The sequence below is a fragment of the Polaromonas sp. P1_E11 genome, assembly GCF_056405995.1.
This window is the reverse complement of sequence record NZ_JBFUBA010000002.1, coordinates 349,832-364,942: the sequence shown is the minus strand read 5'-3', so window position 1 is coordinate 364,942 and position 15,111 is coordinate 349,832. Positions and strand designations below refer to the sequence as shown.

Annotated in this window: 14 protein-coding genes; 8 read left to right on the top strand and 6 right to left on the bottom strand. The window is 60.6% G+C overall.

Going from position 1 to position 15,111, the window contains the following annotated elements; translation table 11 throughout:
* Positions 1-182 precede the first annotated feature (182 nt).
* Entirely contained in the window at positions 183-1,598 is a 1,416-nt protein-coding gene (locus AC1D11_RS09155) for an aminotransferase-like domain-containing protein (RefSeq protein WP_477646153.1), read from the top strand.
* 94 nt (positions 1,599-1,692) lie between these two features.
* Positions 1,693-4,353 carry an alanine--tRNA ligase gene (gene alaS / locus AC1D11_RS09150; protein ID WP_477646152.1) on the top strand — a complete coding sequence of 887 codons (2,661 nt, stop codon included), beginning with the start codon at positions 1,693-1,695 and terminating at the stop codon, positions 4,351-4,353.
* Between the two features lie 102 nt (positions 4,354-4,455).
* Here alaS and egtD read toward each other — a convergent pair whose 3' ends face one another.
* Positions 4,456-5,484 carry an L-histidine N(alpha)-methyltransferase gene (gene egtD, locus AC1D11_RS09145; protein ID WP_477646151.1) on the bottom strand — a complete coding sequence of 343 codons (1,029 nt, stop codon included), beginning with the start codon at positions 5,482-5,484 and terminating at the stop codon, positions 4,456-4,458.
* Between the two features lie 244 nt (positions 5,485-5,728).
* Positions 5,729-6,235, bottom strand: a complete 507-nt coding sequence (locus AC1D11_RS09140; RefSeq protein ID WP_477646150.1) for an N-acetyltransferase family protein — start codon at positions 6,233-6,235, stop codon at positions 5,729-5,731.
* 146 nt (positions 6,236-6,381) lie between these two features.
* Between AC1D11_RS09140 and AC1D11_RS09135 the strand changes: the two genes are divergently transcribed.
* Together AC1D11_RS09135 and AC1D11_RS09130 are read left to right on the top strand one after the other, a co-directional pair.
* Entirely contained in the window at positions 6,382-6,939 is a 558-nt protein-coding gene (locus tag AC1D11_RS09135; protein WP_477646149.1) for a TlpA disulfide reductase family protein, read from the top strand.
* A 410-nt stretch (positions 6,940-7,349) separates the two neighbouring features.
* Positions 7,350-8,471 (top strand): transglutaminase-like domain-containing protein, encoded by a 1,122-nt coding sequence (locus AC1D11_RS09130; protein WP_477646148.1) that lies wholly within the window; start codon positions 7,350-7,352, stop codon positions 8,469-8,471.
* A gap of 284 nt (positions 8,472-8,755) precedes the next feature.
* On the opposite strand, the gene AC1D11_RS09125 is transcribed toward AC1D11_RS09130, so the two are convergent.
* A complete protein-coding gene (locus tag AC1D11_RS09125) occupies positions 8,756-9,265 on the bottom strand; it encodes a hypothetical protein (protein WP_477646147.1) in 510 nt (169 codons plus the stop codon).
* Between AC1D11_RS09125 and AC1D11_RS09120 the strand changes: the two genes are divergently transcribed.
* From AC1D11_RS09120 to AC1D11_RS09105, 4 genes are all read left to right on the top strand, one after another.
* On the top strand, positions 9,259-9,804 hold the full coding sequence (locus AC1D11_RS09120) for an RDD family protein (protein WP_477651440.1): 546 nt from the start codon (positions 9,259-9,261) through the stop codon (positions 9,802-9,804). The genes AC1D11_RS09125 and AC1D11_RS09120 overlap by 7 nt on opposite strands.
* 783 nt (positions 9,805-10,587) lie before the next feature.
* Entirely contained in the window at positions 10,588-10,896 is a 309-nt protein-coding gene (locus AC1D11_RS09115) for a hypothetical protein (protein ID WP_477647729.1), read from the top strand.
* A 126-nt stretch (positions 10,897-11,022) separates the two neighbouring features.
* Positions 11,023-11,433, top strand: coding sequence for a hypothetical protein (locus AC1D11_RS09110; protein ID WP_477647728.1), 411 nt, complete (start codon positions 11,023-11,025; stop codon positions 11,431-11,433).
* A 229-nt stretch (positions 11,434-11,662) separates the two neighbouring features.
* The gene (locus AC1D11_RS09105; RefSeq protein ID WP_477647727.1) at positions 11,663-12,244 is read left to right on the top strand and encodes a hypothetical protein; all 582 of its coding nucleotides are present in this window, start codon (positions 11,663-11,665) and stop codon (positions 12,242-12,244) included.
* 169 nt (positions 12,245-12,413) lie between these two features.
* On the opposite strand, the gene AC1D11_RS09100 is transcribed toward AC1D11_RS09105, so the two are convergent.
* From AC1D11_RS09100 to gluQRS, 3 genes are read right to left on the bottom strand one after another with little or no spacing between them, the layout of a single operon-like run.
* A complete protein-coding gene (locus tag AC1D11_RS09100) occupies positions 12,414-13,334 on the bottom strand; it encodes an RluA family pseudouridine synthase (protein ID WP_477647726.1) in 921 nt (306 codons plus the stop codon).
* Between the two features lie 18 nt (positions 13,335-13,352).
* Complete coding sequence (trmB, locus tag AC1D11_RS09095; RefSeq protein WP_477647725.1) at positions 13,353-14,093, bottom strand: tRNA (guanosine(46)-N7)-methyltransferase TrmB; 741 nt, start codon at positions 14,091-14,093, stop codon at positions 13,353-13,355.
* Complete coding sequence (gene gluQRS / locus AC1D11_RS09090) at positions 14,090-15,070, bottom strand: tRNA glutamyl-Q(34) synthetase GluQRS (protein ID WP_477647724.1); 981 nt, start codon at positions 15,068-15,070, stop codon at positions 14,090-14,092. The genes trmB and gluQRS overlap by 4 nt, the downstream gene beginning before the upstream one ends.
* Positions 15,071-15,111 lie beyond the last annotated feature (41 nt).

Here is a 15,111-nt window from a genome sequence, read left to right as displayed (position 1 = left end):
AATTTCTGGGTTGACTGGGTTGAGGAAAAAGATGGATGGACTTTAGAAGCCGGGGCAAGGGCCGTCCATGTACACCGCCGCGCTGTTTTCAACACACTGTGCGGGTCTAGAATCCTGTACATGGATTCCCCAACCCGGTGCATGGGCATTGCGATGCACAATCTGCCCTTTTTGGTTTTTTGATGCTCACACTTCGCCCGGAACTGCAGACCCCCCTGGTGAGCCAGATCGTCGACGGCCTGCGGGGCATGATTGCCGGGCAAGCGCTGAAACCGGGCGTCAAGCTGCCTTCGATCCGCGGTTTTGCCGCCCAGCACGGCGTCAGCGTTTTTACGGTGGTAGAGGCTTACGACCGGCTTGTAGCCCAGGGATGGCTCGTTTCCCGGGCCAATGCCGGGTTTTTCGTCAAGCGCAGGGGCGATGATGGTGCGTCGGGCGTGCCATACGCACAGCCCCCGCAGCCGAAATTTGACGCACGCTGGTACCTCAAGCAGATTTTTGAAAACCGCAACCTGCCGATGAAACCCGGTTGCGGCTGGCTGCCGCACGATTTCCTGTTCGGAGACGCGATTCGCCGCAGCATGCGGCACCTGTCGGCAGACGGCTCTTCGCTTGAAGGCTATGGCCTGCCTTACGGGCATATGGCCCTGCGCATGGTCATTGCGGAGGCGCTCGCCGAAAACCAGATATCGGTCGAGGTGGACCAGGTGTTGCTGACGCAAGGCTCCAGCCAGGCGCTGGACCTGGTGGCCCGGCAACTGGTCAAACCGGGAGACACCGTGCTGGTCGATAGCCCCGGCTATCCCAACCTGATGTTCATGTTGCGGTTTTTGGGCGCCAACCTTGTGGGTGTGCCGCGCACCCCCACGGGTTACGACCTGGCTGCGCTGGAGGCGCTGCTGGCAGAGCACAAGCCCAAGGCCTTCTTCACCCAACCCCGTTTGCAAAGCCCGACGTGTTCGATTGCGTCCGCGGCCCATCTGCACCGCTTGCTGCAACTGGCCGAGACGCACGGCTTCACGCTGGTGGAAAACGATATTTACGCCGACATGGACCCGGTCTCGCGGTCCACGCTGGCAAGCCTGGACCAGCTGCAGCGCGTGGTCTACATCGGCAGCTATTCCAAAACAATTTCCCCCAATTTGCGCGTGGGCTACCTGCTGGCACGAGGCGAGCTGATCGAGGACCTGGCACAGCTCAAGATGATTTCGGGCCTTACCTCGTCCGATATCGCCGAACGGCTGACTTTCGGGGTGGTCACTGACGGCCGCTGGCGCAAGCATCTCAAGTCACTTCGCGAGAAGCTGGCGGCGGCGCACCGCAAGACCGAAAAGAACCTGACCGGCCTGGGTTTTGAGCTTTTCCATGAGCCAGGGGCCGGCATGTACCTGTGGGCCCGGCACCCGGACCTTCCCGATGGGGCCGTCCTGTCCAAAGAGGCTACGCCCGAGGGCATCATGCTGGGCCCGGGGCAATTGTTTCTGCTGGAGCCCCATCCGACGGGTTGGCTCCGCTTTAACGTTGCTTTCAGCGACGATGAGCGCATATGGCGCTTTTTGTCCCACCGCATTGATCTCGGCCGGCAGACAGCCCAATAAAGCGGGGGCATCCCCCTCAAACCTATAATCAAAGGCTTAGCCAAAGCGGGTGAGCCCGAGGGGCGCCGCCTTGCCAAAACCACTATTGCAGACCATGAGCCATCCCAACTCCACGACAGCCTCCACGTCAGCGTCAACGCCTGTATTCACCGTCTCGGACATTCGCAAGACATTTCTCGATTTCTTCGCGTCCAAAGGCCACACCGTGGTGCCGTCCAGCTCGCTGGTGCCGGGTAACGACCCGACGCTGATGTTCACCAACTCGGGCATGGTGCAGTTCAAGGATGTGTTCCTGGGCACCGACAAGCGCCCCTACGTGCGCGCAGCCTCGGTACAGGCCTGCCTGCGCGCCGGCGGCAAGCACAACGACCTGGAAAACGTGGGCTACACCGCGCGCCACCACACCTTCTTTGAAATGCTGGGCAACTGGAGTTTTGGCGATTACTTCAAGCGCGAATCGCTCAAATGGGCCTGGGAATTGTTGACCGAGGTCTACAAGCTGCCGCCCGAGCGCCTGCTGGCCACCGTCTATGAAGAGGACGACGAGGCCTACGACATCTGGACCAAAGAGATCGGCCTGCCGCCCGAGCGCGTCATTCGCATCGGCGACAACAAGGGCGGCCGCTACAAGTCCGACAATTTCTGGATGATGGCCGACACCGGCCCCTGCGGCCCCTGCTCGGAAATCTTTTACGACCACGGCGACCACATCCCCGGCGGCCCACCCGGTAGCCCCGATGAAGACGGCGACCGCTTCATCGAAATCTGGAACAACGTGTTCATGCAGTTCGACATGGCCGCCGACGGCAGCGTCACCAAACTGCCCGCGCCCTGCGTGGATACCGGCATGGGCCTGGAGCGCCTGGCTGCCATCCTGCAGCACGTGCACAGCAACTATGAAATCGACATCTTTGCCGAACTGATCAAGGCAGCCTCACGCGAGACCGGCGAAAAAGACCTGGGCAACAAGAGCCTGTTTGTCATTGCCGACCACATCCGTGCCACCGCATTTCTGGTGAGCGATGGCGTCAACCCTTCGAACGAGGGCCGCGGTTACGTGCAGCGCCGCATCATCCGCCGCGCGATCCGCCACGGCTACAAGCTGGGCAAAAAGACACCGTTCTTCCACAAGCTGGTGGCAGACCTTGCGCGCCTGATGGGCGACGCCTATCCCAAGCTGAAGGCCGACGAAGCCCGCATCACGTCCGTGCTGAAAGCCGAAGAAGAGCGCTTCTTCGAAACACTCGAAATCGGCATGACCATCCTGGACACCGCCCTGGCCGGTGGTGCCAAGGTGCTGCCGGGCGACGTCGCCTTCAAGCTGCACGACACCTACGGCTTCCCGCTGGACTTGTCGGCCGACGTGTGCCGCGAGCGCGGCGTCGAGGTTGACGAAGCCGGTTTCAAGGCCGCCATGGACAAGCAAAAGAACCAGGCACGCGCCGCCGGCAAGTTCAAGATGGACCGTGCACTCGAATATTCCGGTGAAGGCCACGCTTTCACTGGCTACGAATTGCTCGAAGAGCCCGCCAAAGTTGTCGCGCTGTATGCCGACGGTGTGGCCGTGCAGGCACTCAATGCAGGCCAAAGCGGCGTGGTGGTGCTGAGCACGACACCGTTCTACGCCGAAAGCGGCGGCCAGGTCGGTGACCAGGGCCGGCTCACGGCCACCGGCTCCACCTTCACGGTGGACGATACGCTCAAGATCAAGGCCGACGTGTTCGGCCATCACGGCACGCAGGAAGAGGGCACGCTGAAAGTCGGCGACACCGTGACCGCGCAGGTCAACACCGCGCTGCGCGCCGCGACCGTGCGCAACCACAGCGCCACCCACCTGATGCACAAGGCCCTGCGTGAAGTGCTGGGCGACCACGTGCAGCAAAAGGGCAGCCTGGTGAATGCCGAGCGCACGCGCTTTGACTTTGCGCATAACGCACCGGTCACTGACGCGCAGATCCGTGAGATCGAGGCGCGCGTCAATGCCGAAATTTTGTCCAACGTGGCGACCGATGCCAGTGTGATGGCCATGGAAGACGCGCAAAAATCCGGCGCGATGATGCTTTTCGGTGAAAAGTACGGTGAGACCGTGCGCGTGCTGACGATCGGCTCCAGCAAGGAGCTCTGCGGTGGCGTTCACGTCAAACGCACCGGTGATATCGGCCTCTTCAAGATCGTGGCTGAAAGCGGTGTGGCGGCGGGCGTGCGGCGCGTGGAAGCCGTGACCGGCGAAAACGCGCTGGCTTACCTGCAGTCGCTTGAATCCACGGTGGAAGCCGCGGCCGGCTCGCTCAAGGCCAGCCCGTCCGAGTTGCAGGGCCGCATCAGCCAGGTGCTGGACCAGGTCAAATCGCTGGAGAAAGAAATCGCCGCGCTCAAGGGCAAGCTGGCTTCTTCACAAGGCGATGAGCTGGTCACGCAGGCTGTTGACGTCAAGGGCCTCAAGGTGCTGGCCGCGAAGCTCGAAGGCGCTGATGCCAAGACGCTGCGCGACACCATGGACAAGCTGAAAGACAAACTCAAAACCGCCGTCATCGTGCTGGCCGCCGTCGATGGCGACAAGGTGCAGATCGCCGCGGGCGTGACCGCCGACAGCGTCGGCAAGGTCAAGGCCGGTGAGCTGGTGAACTTTGTGGCCCAGCAGGTGGGCGGCAAGGGCGGCGGCAAGGCCGACATGGCCATGGCTGGCGGCACCGATGCCTCCAAACTGGGTGATGCACTGAAGTCTGTGCAGGCCTGGGTGACCGAGCGCGCCTGAGGCGGTCCGTCAAATCGCTATTAATTTGATAGCTGCTCGCGCACGGTAGTAAAGGGCTGGAGGCCAATTTCGTTCAAGAAATTGGCCTTTTTCATTGCTTTTTCACTCAACGGCGGCCCAGAACACCGCAAACCAGCTTTGCGGGTCGGTCCAGTAGCGAACCTGCCCGAATCCGGCCTGCCGCAACAGCGCCGTCATGCTTTCCACGGTGTACTTGTAAGAGCATTCGGTGTGGATGCGCTCGCCGGCGCCAAAGCGCCGCGCATGCCCGGGCCAGCGCACCGTAAAGTCCGACAGGGCTTCCAGGTGCATTTCGATGCGCGACTCTGCGGCGTTGAAGAGCGCTACGTGGCGCCACTGGCGAACATCAAAATCCGCCTGCAGGAGCTCGTTGACGTTGAGCAGCACGTTTTTGTTGAAAGCGGCCGTCACGCCCAGCGCGTCGTCGTAAGCCGCTTCCAGCCGTGCAGTGTCCTTCACCAGGTCAATGCCCAGCAACAGGCCGCGCGCCTTGCCCTGCGCCGGGTCAGCGATGTGCCGCAAGAACCGCAGGGCCTGCGCCGGATGAAAGTTGCCCAGGCTGGAGCCGGGGTAGAAAAACACCCGTTCCTGGCTTTGCACCTCGCGCGGCAATACCAGACCGGACGAAAAATCCATGCCCAGGCCGACGATGTCGAGTGCGGGGAAGCTGTTTTGCACCTGCGCGGCGGCATCCCTTAAAAATTCCACCGAAATGTCGACCGGCACATATTGCCGCGGCTGAAGATGCGGAATGAGCGCTGCAGCTTTGGCGCAGTTGCCGGCGCCCAGGTCGATCAGGCAGGCGTTGTGGATGCCGTTCGCGCTCAGCGTGGCGGCGATTTTCGGGTAGGAGGCCGCAAAAATGGCGGCCTCGGTGCGGGTTGGGTAGTACTCCTCCAGGCCTGTAATGGCCTCGAAAAGTTTCGAGCCCAGTTCGTTGTAAAAGAATTTGGGGCTGATGGTGGCCGTGGGCTCAAGCAAACCCTCTTCCAGCTCCTGCGCCACATTTTGGGTCTGGCCCGATTGCGACTCGTTGTAGAGGTTGATGAACTGCGGCGATGCCGTTGGCAGGGCCTCAGCCAGGCCGGGAAATTTGAGGGGCAGGTTCACGTTGGATCAGCCAGTTAAGTGATATCGACAGATTTAAAAGCAGATAGCGAAACGCCTTTGTAGGACTGAACCGCTTTGGGCGCAAGCGGTGTCGACCAAATGCTGTCCTATATAGGGTTCTTGTGGACCGCCCGCTGGGCTGAGCGCGGTTTTCACCGCCATCTGTACTTCCTGTGTCACTTGGTCGCTGAATGCTGCTATTTCTTACAAAAGCCGGGCCCTTACCGATAATCGCGCGAGCGGCTCAGGGCGTTGGCTGAACCTGGCTTGTGTCCCCCTGCGCGAAGTGCTGCAGGGTTTCACCGGCCATGCGGTAGCGCACCCATTCAGCTTGCGGCCTGGCGCCCAGCGACTGGTAAAACTGGATTGCCGGCTCGTTCCAGTCCAGCACGCTCCATTCGAGCCGCCCGCAGCCGCTGTCAAAAGCCAGCCGGGCCAGGTGGCGCAACAGCCCCTTGCCGGCGCCGCTACCCCGGTGTTGGGGCGATACGTACAAATCCTCCAGGTACATGCCTTTGCGTCCCAGCCAGGTGGAGTAGCTGAGGAAATACACCGCAAAGCCCACAGGCTGGCCGTCTATCTCGCAGATGAGGGCCCGGGCAGGCGTCCCGGCCTCAAACAGGCTGCGCTCGATGTCTGCGATGCTCGCGATGACCTCGTGCTCAGCTTTTTCATAGATGGCCAGTTCAACGATGAAGGCGTGAATCGCTGCGGCGTCGCCGGCTTGCGCGTCCCGGATATGGATGTTCATGAAGTTCCTGTGATTTGTGTGAAGGCGCCGCTGGCGCATGCAGCGGATGCTATACGGTCCCTAAAATGCAGGCAGTGCCTGTTCTTGCAGCGATAGAAGTCGTCCACCCCATTTACCCCTCAACCTGCGTACCAACACCAGGGCCCATGCCGACCCCGTTTCCCACCCCGTTTATTTCCCGCCGCCATTTCCTGCAGCAGACAATCGCCGCCGGCTCAGGGGCGGCCGTGCTTCCCGCAATGTCGCAGGGGCTGACCGGCCCGGCTTATGAAGTGTCTCCCTGGGCCGGTCCATTGGCAGCGTTCTCGCTGGTGGACACAACCGGCAAGACCTGGCGCCCGGCCGATTTGCGCGGCCGTGCCGTGCTGTTGAATTTCTGGGCCAGCTGGTGCGAACCCTGCCGCGCTGAAATGCCGACGCTGCAGCAGATTGCCGACCTCTACGGCGACGACAAACTGCTGGTCCTGGCCATCAACTTCAAGGAGCCGGCGGCGCGTGCGCTGCAGTTCGCCAAGACCACCGGCGTAACACTGCCGGTGCTGCTGGACCTGGACGGCAAAGCTGCGCGGGGCTGGGGCGTGAAGGTTTTCCCGACCACCTTGATGATTGACCGCACCGGCCGGCCGCGCCAGCGCGTGACTGGTGAGGTCGACTGGACCAGCCCGGCCGCCGAAAAGCTGATTGCCGGCTTGCTCAAGCCCTGAATCCCGCCCGGCACGGCAGCAGCGATAATTGAAGGTCAGCCCTTGCGCTGCCTTTGCGGGCGGTGTGGGCTGCCAGACATCCCGGAGCATCTTTACCTGCTCCGGTGCACGTTGCCCTTAGAACCTGTTCACGGCCTAAACGGGGCCGCGCAAGTTCCTTCCCGGGATGGGATGCAAGGCGCGGTGCGACGCCCATAGCATAGCTATGGGTTAGCGCCGCAACGCCGCAGACCGCCCGAGAAGGCACTTGCCCTTCGGGTTGGGGTGAAATCGGGCGATTGAGCCACCCGAGCCCTTGCATGGGCATTAGCCCATGCAGCGGACCCGGTCGGCCCAATCATCCCGATTGCACCCCAACGCGACCCCGTTTAGACCGTGAACAGGTTCTTTCCCACCCGGAGATACCTTTCATGTCGACCGTACGCCGCACTTTCCTGAAGAACACCGCCGCTGCCGCCGTAGCCGCTGCATTGCCCGCCATCAACTTTGCCCAGACGCCCGCCGCCGCGCCCAGCCGCAGCAACTTCGCACCCCAAAGCGGCGCTTGGCGAACTTTCGACGTGACCACGCGCGTTGACATCCTCAAACCGCAAGGCGTGACCAAAGTGTGGCTGCCGATCCCCTCGGTCAACAGCGACTACCAGCACTCGCTGGAAAATGGTTTCTCCAGCAACGGCACCGCCAAGCTCATGCAGGACGGCCAGGACGGCGCGAAGATGCTTTATGTGGAGTTTGCGGCCACTGAAACAAAGCCCTATGTGGAGCTGACCAGCCGCGTGCAGACACAAGGCCGCGCGATGGACTGGTCGCAGAAGACCGCCCCGGCCGAAAGCGCTGACACACTGCGTTACTTCACGCGTCCTACCGTCCTCATCCCGACCGACGGCATTGTGCGCAAGACCGCAGTGGCCGCCACCCAGGGTGCCAAGACAGATGTGGAAAAGGCGCAAAAACTCTACGACTGGATTGTGGCCAACACCTACCGCGAACCCAAGGTGCGCGGCTGTGGCGAAGGCGACATCAAGACCATGCTGGAAACCGGCAACCTGGGCGGCAAGTGCGCCGACCTGAATGCGCTGTTTGTGGGCCTGTGCCGCTCGGTCGGCCTGCCGGCGCGCGACGTGTACGGCATTCGCCTGGTGCCTTCAGCCTTTGGCTACAAGGAGCTCTCGGGTAACCCCGCCAGCCTCAAGGGTGCGCAGCATTGCCGCGCGGAGGTTTATCTCAAGGGCTACGGCTGGGTGGCGATGGACCCGGCCGACGTGGCCAAGGTCATGCGCCTGGAAACGGCCGAGTGGATCAAGACCACGGCCAACCCGGTGGTGGCGCCTGTCAACAAGGCGCTGTTTGGCGGCTGGGAAGGCAACTGGATGGCCTACAACACCGCCCATGACGTCGCGCTGCCCAAAGCCAGCGGCGAGAAGCTCGGCTTCTTCATGTACCCCGTGGCTGAAAACGCGGCCGGACGTTTTGACTCTTACGCGCCGGACGATTTCAAGTATCAAATCACGGCAAAAGAGGTCAAGGCTTAAGCATTACGCGGCGTGCAGCCTGACAAGGGCTGGTGATGCAGGAAACAATGAGACAGCGATTGGAACCGGTATTGTCAGGACGTTCTTGCTGTAAAGCGCTTCATTGTTTGGATCAGCATTGTCAGCGTGCCCAACGCCAAAAGCTGTGTAAAACTGGACTGAAAATTTGCGGGGTTTCACGGAATTTTTATAACTGTATAAATTCACCGTGTATGGGCTTGAAGCCCAGCATGCAAGCGGCTTACAGGGGTTTTAGATGTCCAGATTAGATTGCAAGCGCCAGGTTATACCGCAGGTTTTGCGGCATACATTACGTTAAACCTTATGTCGTTCTGCCCAAAGTGCGCCACGACAGGCGATAACGATGCGATTGTTTGCACTGTATGTGGTGCACCTCTGCCGTCGTCACCGGAGCTAACCGCGAAAGGACTTCCTGAGCCGCAATCCATCACCATAAATAAGATTATTGCGATTATTCTTGGCCTATTGAGCGTTTGGCGTGGCGGGTTACTTTTACTTGTTGGCCTGCCGCTTGCGTGTTGGCTGTACATGGCGAAAGGCAAAGTGCCATTGTTCTTCGCATATGCGTTTTGCGCCGTTATCGTGGTTTTGGCATTTGTTGTTTTTGCGGTGCTTGGCGCAGCACTCAGCAGCAGGTAGATGGTGTGAAAGAAGTAAGGCTTAACTTGTTGATCGATCGGATCGTCAACGGCGGTGGCTGCATGCCTCATTCTTCGGAACGCGGCACGCCGTTGTCGACCGTTCATCGCCAACGTTAGGTTGCTCAGTGGCATTCCAGTCTTCATTCACCGCCGAGCCGTCTCGTCGCTACGCAGCGTTTGTGGTCGACACGGTAACGACGTTCGTTCTCTTCCTGATTGTTGGAACTGTCGCGGACCAATTGCACCATGACCTCGCGCGGTGGGACGTCTTTGCTGCTGTCTTCGTGCTGTACCAAGGTACGTTGGTTGTCACAAACCATGGCCAAACCTTCGGTCGCTATGTCGCCAACATCATGGTTTGCAGCGATTCGGGCGGTCCGCTCACTGCTGCGCGGTCATTTGCGCGAGCGCTAGTCCGCGCGCTTCCACTTGTGCTTCTCGAGGGGCCATCTTTCGCTCCGGTGGTGGGCATGCTTGCAGTGGTTGCGCTGGTAGCTGTGGAATCAAGCGTGCTGGAACGCTCGCCCACGCGCCAATCGTTGGCAGACCGGGTGGCCAGATCTCTTGTAGTGAATTTGCCGCCGCCTCATACTCATCGAGCGCCGGCTGGTCCAATGTTCAGCGCAACGGATGCCGAGTTCGGCAATCCCCCCAAAACGCCACCGAAATGAGCACGCAACCTAACAAGGCGGTCAACGCGGACGTCCAAGGTCGTCCGCGCTTGCGGCGCTCGGCACTCGTTGTGCGCCGGCTACCTCTGCGTTAGGTCTTATGGGCGCCGAGGTTTTCGCATCACCGTTCGTATTGTTCGCCGCGCTTCTTATCGTTGCCGGCGCTTCTGCAATGCACTACAGGGGCAGCGCTCCTAGGCCAGTGTTGAGTGCGCGGAGACTGGTCGCCGGATACTTGGCGGTGATATTGGCCTGTTCAGTCATTACTGCCATTTCAAGCTACGTGCCCCTGGATGAAGCCGTCTCAAAGTGGCATGTTTCCCCTGAGAACTATTGGGAGGTGCAGGTTCGCGCCTACGTCGTCGAGTTCATACTCATGACCTGTGTCGCTCTTGTGGGTGTTGCCCTTGTCGGTTTACCTGTCATCTTTGCGCTCGGTCGTAGGGGCTGGGCTACTATCCCTATCGTGTTAGCCGCATCCGTCGTAGTCTCTGTGCTCGTCGCTGTTCTCCTGTCGGCGGGGGACCGTCCCGCCTTCCGTCACCTCGGGTTTACGACGTCGTATGTTGTGGGGCAGCACCTCCTACTAGCATTCAGTTTCTCTTTGGCTGCGGGACTGCGATGGAGGCGCATGAGGAGTGAGACTTAACTTGTCAATCGACACGGACCCACACCTACAGGAGGCGGCTTCGCCGCGAATGGTGGTGGTCCGGTCATTTTTGCGTTAAACCTCGAGCTATGCCTCACACCCTCTACTGTTGGCGTTGCAAGATGGAGCTTCCGATGCTCACTGACGAAGAGTGGCAGACCGTTTCGCCATTTCTCAGCAACGGGGTGGCGCAGATCAAGGCATATAGGGAGCTGCATGGGTGTTCATTGGCTGAGGCAACATCGAAGGGCTTTGGACGGGTCGCCCTTGATGCATACGAAAACCTCACGGGCTTCAAAGAAACGAACGCAAATGCGCTGTTTCATCATCGACTTAGTTTGTATGGTCCGCCTTGCCATTCGTGCGGGAAGCCGTTGCGCACCCGGCAGGCTCACTTTTGTGCCGCATGTGGTAGCGAGCGGGCGAGTGAGATTAAGGCGTAGCATGTTCTTGAGCTCTGCCGATCAGACGGGTTTTAACATTTCGCCCGGCGTGGACACGCAGCAGCAGAATGCCTCTTTGAGGCGCTTGCTGCGTGGCGGGCAGCTTCGACCTTAAAGGCAAGTTACGTGTCGTCGCTAAAGCCACTCAGATCTGTCGCGCATAGCCTTGCGCACCAGTTCGCGAGCACGCTGAACTACTGGACCGACGACTACGCCATCCACCACCTCGCGAAGGCGGCCAAGCGCGAGAATGCACCGGTGGTAGTAATTGACGTGATCAGGCAAGAAGTGGTGCCGAGTCAAGTCCAGGAAGGAGTGGTTTTGGAGATCGTGTGCGCCTTGAAGCCGTCTCTCGTTGACATCCTTGCCAAGGAAGGCTTCGCGCTCGAAATCTTACAGAGCGCAACGCTCACCTATAACTTCTCTGTAGGTCGCATCGTCTTTCCGCAGGGACTTCCCACCTATGATTGCGTGTGCACGCTCGTCACAAAAGAGGGGCGCAAATTCGAGGCCTATCTAACCGAAGAGAGCAACTGAGTGAGAATGCTCTTTAATAAGTCAGTCAACACGGACCGGCAACTGCAGGAGGCGGTTTCGCCGTATGTGTTGCGGCCCGGTTGCCTCCGACGCTAGGCCTCGCTCGGTGCTGTTTCAACCCACCATCTGCTATCTCTGTGGCAAGCCGCTGCTGCCGCCGACAAGCGGGGACCACGTTCCACCAAAGCAGCTGTACGCGAAGGAGGTTCGGAAGGCGTACTCTCCGAACATGCTGACGATTCCTGTTCATGCGGCGTGCAACAGGGCGTACCAGCATGACGAGGACTACTTCGTAAATGCTCTGGCACCGTACGGTACCGGTTCATATTCCGGAGGCGCGTTCCTGCGGGAGATATTTGAGAAGTACGGGGCGGGTGAGAAGGTTCCGCTGGTTCATAAAGTACTGAACGAGTTTCAGCACGCCCCAGGCGGCATTCTTCTTCCCCCTGGCCTAGTGGCGCAACGGATCGAAGGTGCGAGGATTCATCGAGTTGCCTGGAAGATCGTGCGCGGCCTGTACTTCTGCGAATTCGGTGAGTTCGTTCCAGAAGACACGCCTAATTCTCTCGAAATTGCGCCTCCTGACCGGCCGCCGCCCGAGCGATTCTTGCACGCGCTGCACGACGTTGCATCACGCGGCAGCTACCCCGGTGTATTCGACTACAAGTTTGTGCAGTACCCGAACCTGGATGACTTCAACTACTGGGGAATTTTGTTGTGGGATCGGCTCATTCTCATAATGGCGTTCCACAGCCCAGGGTGTACGTGTGAGCACTGCAGCACTTTGCGAAAGGCGGGCAGCGATGCCTAACAAGTCGATCGACACTACGTTCTCGTGGCGGACTTCGTCCATCTATGGCCAGCCGGTTATCTCCAACGTCAATCCCACAGAAGGCTTCTATCTGCGACTGGGTTTGAGCAGATGCGGCGGGTCATAACCGGACGCGGCTTGGCGCTATGGGCGACATATAAGGCCCTGATCAAGTCTGCAAATCCCGCAGCGACAGCCGGCTTTCAAAGCGTCGCTGCTCGCCTGTTACAGGGTCCATGAACGCAATGGACTTGGCCAGCAACTGTAGCGGGTAGCGGTAATCGTCTTCCGGTGTCACTTCGACCGGTGGGTACATACGGTCATTCAGCAGTGGCAGGCCAAGCGCATTCATGTGCACCCGCAGCTGGTGTTTCTTGCCAGTCACGGGGCTTAGGGCATACCGCGCTATGTCGTCCTTTACGTCGAGCACATCGATCAGCGTTTCGCTATTGGGCTGGCCCTCTATTTCGCGTTGCCGGAAAAAAGGCTCGTCTTCGACGATGCGGCTTTTGCGCGTGAGGGGAAAGCCGATGTCGCCACGCCATGGGGCCACGGCTTCGTAATGCTTGGTGACCTCATGCCGGCGAAACAGTGACTGGTAGGCGTCGCGTTCAGCCGGGTTGACCGAGAACAGCACCAGGCCTGCGGTCTCACGGTCAATGCGGTGGATGGGTACCAGGCCGTCGATGCCGAGCCGGTTCTTCAGGCGCACCAGCAGGGTCTCCTGCAGGTAGTGACCCGAGGGCGTCACAGGCAAAAAATGTGGCTTGTCGGCCACCACCAGGTGTTCGTCCTGAAACAGCACGGTCTCTTCAAACGGAATGCGGGGTTCTTCGTCCAGGGCGCGGTAGTAGTACACGCGCATGTGGCCGCGGTAGGGGCGTTCGGCGGTGACGGCTTCACCGAATTCATCGACCACCAGGCCGTTGTGCATGCGTTGCAACCATACCTCGCGCGAGATGGCCGGAAAGCGTTCCACCAGAAAGTCAGTGATGCTGGGCCAGCTGCCGGCCGGCAGGCCGACGCAACTGGGGCTGATGCCGGCCCGCGTGGCCAAACCATGCAGCCCGAGCTTCGGTGTTTTGCTCACACCCGCGCAGCCGCAAGATCAGGCACGCACAAACACGACGTCCCAGACGCCGTGCCCCAGCTTGATACCGCGGTTTTCAAATTTGGTCAGTGGCCGGTAGGCTGGCTTGGGCGCATAGCCGCCGGCGCTGCTGTCTGCGGTGTTTTTCAGCAACGGCTCGGCGCCCAGCACTTCCAGGATTTGCTCGGCATAAAGCTGCCAGTCGGTGGCGCAATGCAGGTAGCCGCCGGGTTTGAGGCGGGCCGCGAGTTTGGTGATCAGCGGCGGCTGGATCAGCCGGCGCTTGTTGTGTTTTTTCTTGTGCCAGGGGTCGGGAAAAAAGATGTGCGCGCCGTCAAGGCTGGCGCGGGGGAGCATGTCGTCAATCACCTCAACGGCATCGTGCTGCAGGATGCGGATGTTGGACAGGTTCTGTTCGTCAATGCGTTTGAGCAGGGCGCCCACGCCGGGCGTGTGCACTTCGCAGCAGAGGAAGTTCTTCTCGGGCATCAGCGCGGCAATGTGCGCCGTGGCCTCGCCCATGCCAAACCCTATTTCGAGGATGGTGGGGGCGCTGCGCCCAAAGGCTTTTTCAAAGTCCAGCGGCGCATCGGCATAGGGCAGCAAAAACTTCGGGCCCACATCGGCAAAGGCCTTGGCCTGGCCCGCCGTGGTGCGGCCGGTGCGGCGCACGAAGCTGCGGATGTTGTGGGGCGGGTGGGTGTCGGCGGGCGCGCCTTCGGGCGAGGAGGGCGGCACAGGGGGGAGGGTTTCAGTCACTGGGGGATTTTAGTCGCCCAGAGCGGGATGGCCTGTTGAAGCCAGGCGGCGGGTGTCTCTGTGTTGGCTATACGCTCGACTTCCAGCCCGAGCGTTTTGCCCGCCTGGGCCAGCAACGTTAGCGGGTGGGCCGTGTCCAGCGGCTGGGCACCGTTCTGTTTGGACAGCTTTTCACCGTTGGCGCCCAGCACCAGCGGCGTGTGCAGGTAGCGCGGTAGCGGCAAGCCGAGTGCGCGCTGCAGCAGGATTTGCCGCGCGGTGTTGTCGGCAAGGTCTTCGCCGCGAACGATGTCGGTGATGCCCTGGGCCGCGTCGTCCACCACCACGGCCAGCTGGTAGGCCCACAGGCCGTCCGCGCGCTTGAGGACAAAGTCGCCGACCTCACGGCCGACGTTTTGCATCTGTGTGCCCAGGCGGCGGTCGTCCCATCGGACTTCGGCTTGTGCGGCAGCTGGTGGCGTGGCGTCGTTTGCTATTAAATCTATAGCTGCTTGCGCCCGTCCTGATTGGTTCAGGCCACTATTCGGCACATAATTCTGTGTCAAAAACCGCCACGCACGTGCAGCACGGCCATGCAGCCCATTGCGGCAGGTGCCGGGGTACACCAGTTCGCCATGGCGTTCGCGTGGCTGCCCGGAAGCCGCCAGCGCCTGCGCAATGTCCTGCCGTGTGCAAGCGCAGGGGTAAGCCAGGCCGTGGGTGATCAACGAGTCGAGCGCGTTCTGGTACAGCGCGCCGCGTTGTGATTGATAAACCGGTGGTTCATCCGGCACCAGGCCGCAACAGGCGAGCTGTTCAAGAATGACGCGGTCTGCGCCCGGCACGCAGCGCGGGGTATCGACATCCTCGATGCGTACCAGCCAGCGGCCGTGGTGGGCCCGGGCATCCAGCCAGCTGGCCAGGGCCGCCACCAGCGAGCCCGCGTGAAGCGGGCCTGTGGGAGAAGGGGCAAATCTACCGTTGTAGCCCGAGGCCATAAGCAGAAGAAACTATGAGAAAGCTAACCTGGCGGCCGCCG

Coding starts and splice junctions, on each gene's coding strand:
- AC1D11_RS09135 (WP_477646149.1), top strand. CDS start 6,382: ATGCCGACCCCGTTTCCCACCCCGTTTATTTCCCGCCGCCATTTCCTG.
- AC1D11_RS09125 (WP_477646147.1), bottom strand. CDS start 9,265: ATGCCACTGAGCAACCTAACGTTGGCGATGAACGGTCGACAACGGCGT.
- alaS (WP_477646152.1), top strand. CDS start 1,693: ATGAGCCATCCCAACTCCACGACAGCCTCCACGTCAGCGTCAACGCCT.
- AC1D11_RS09115 (WP_477647729.1), top strand. CDS start 10,588: ATGCTCACTGACGAAGAGTGGCAGACCGTTTCGCCATTTCTCAGCAAC.
- AC1D11_RS09130 (WP_477646148.1), top strand. CDS start 7,350: ATGTCGACCGTACGCCGCACTTTCCTGAAGAACACCGCCGCTGCCGCC.
- AC1D11_RS09140 (WP_477646150.1), bottom strand. CDS start 6,235: ATGAACATCCATATCCGGGACGCGCAAGCCGGCGACGCCGCAGCGATT.
- AC1D11_RS09105 (WP_477647727.1), top strand. CDS start 11,663: ATGCTGACGATTCCTGTTCATGCGGCGTGCAACAGGGCGTACCAGCAT.
- gluQRS (WP_477647724.1), bottom strand. CDS start 15,070: ATGGCCTCGGGCTACAACGGTAGATTTGCCCCTTCTCCCACAGGCCCG.
- AC1D11_RS09155 (WP_477646153.1), top strand. CDS start 183: ATGCTCACACTTCGCCCGGAACTGCAGACCCCCCTGGTGAGCCAGATC.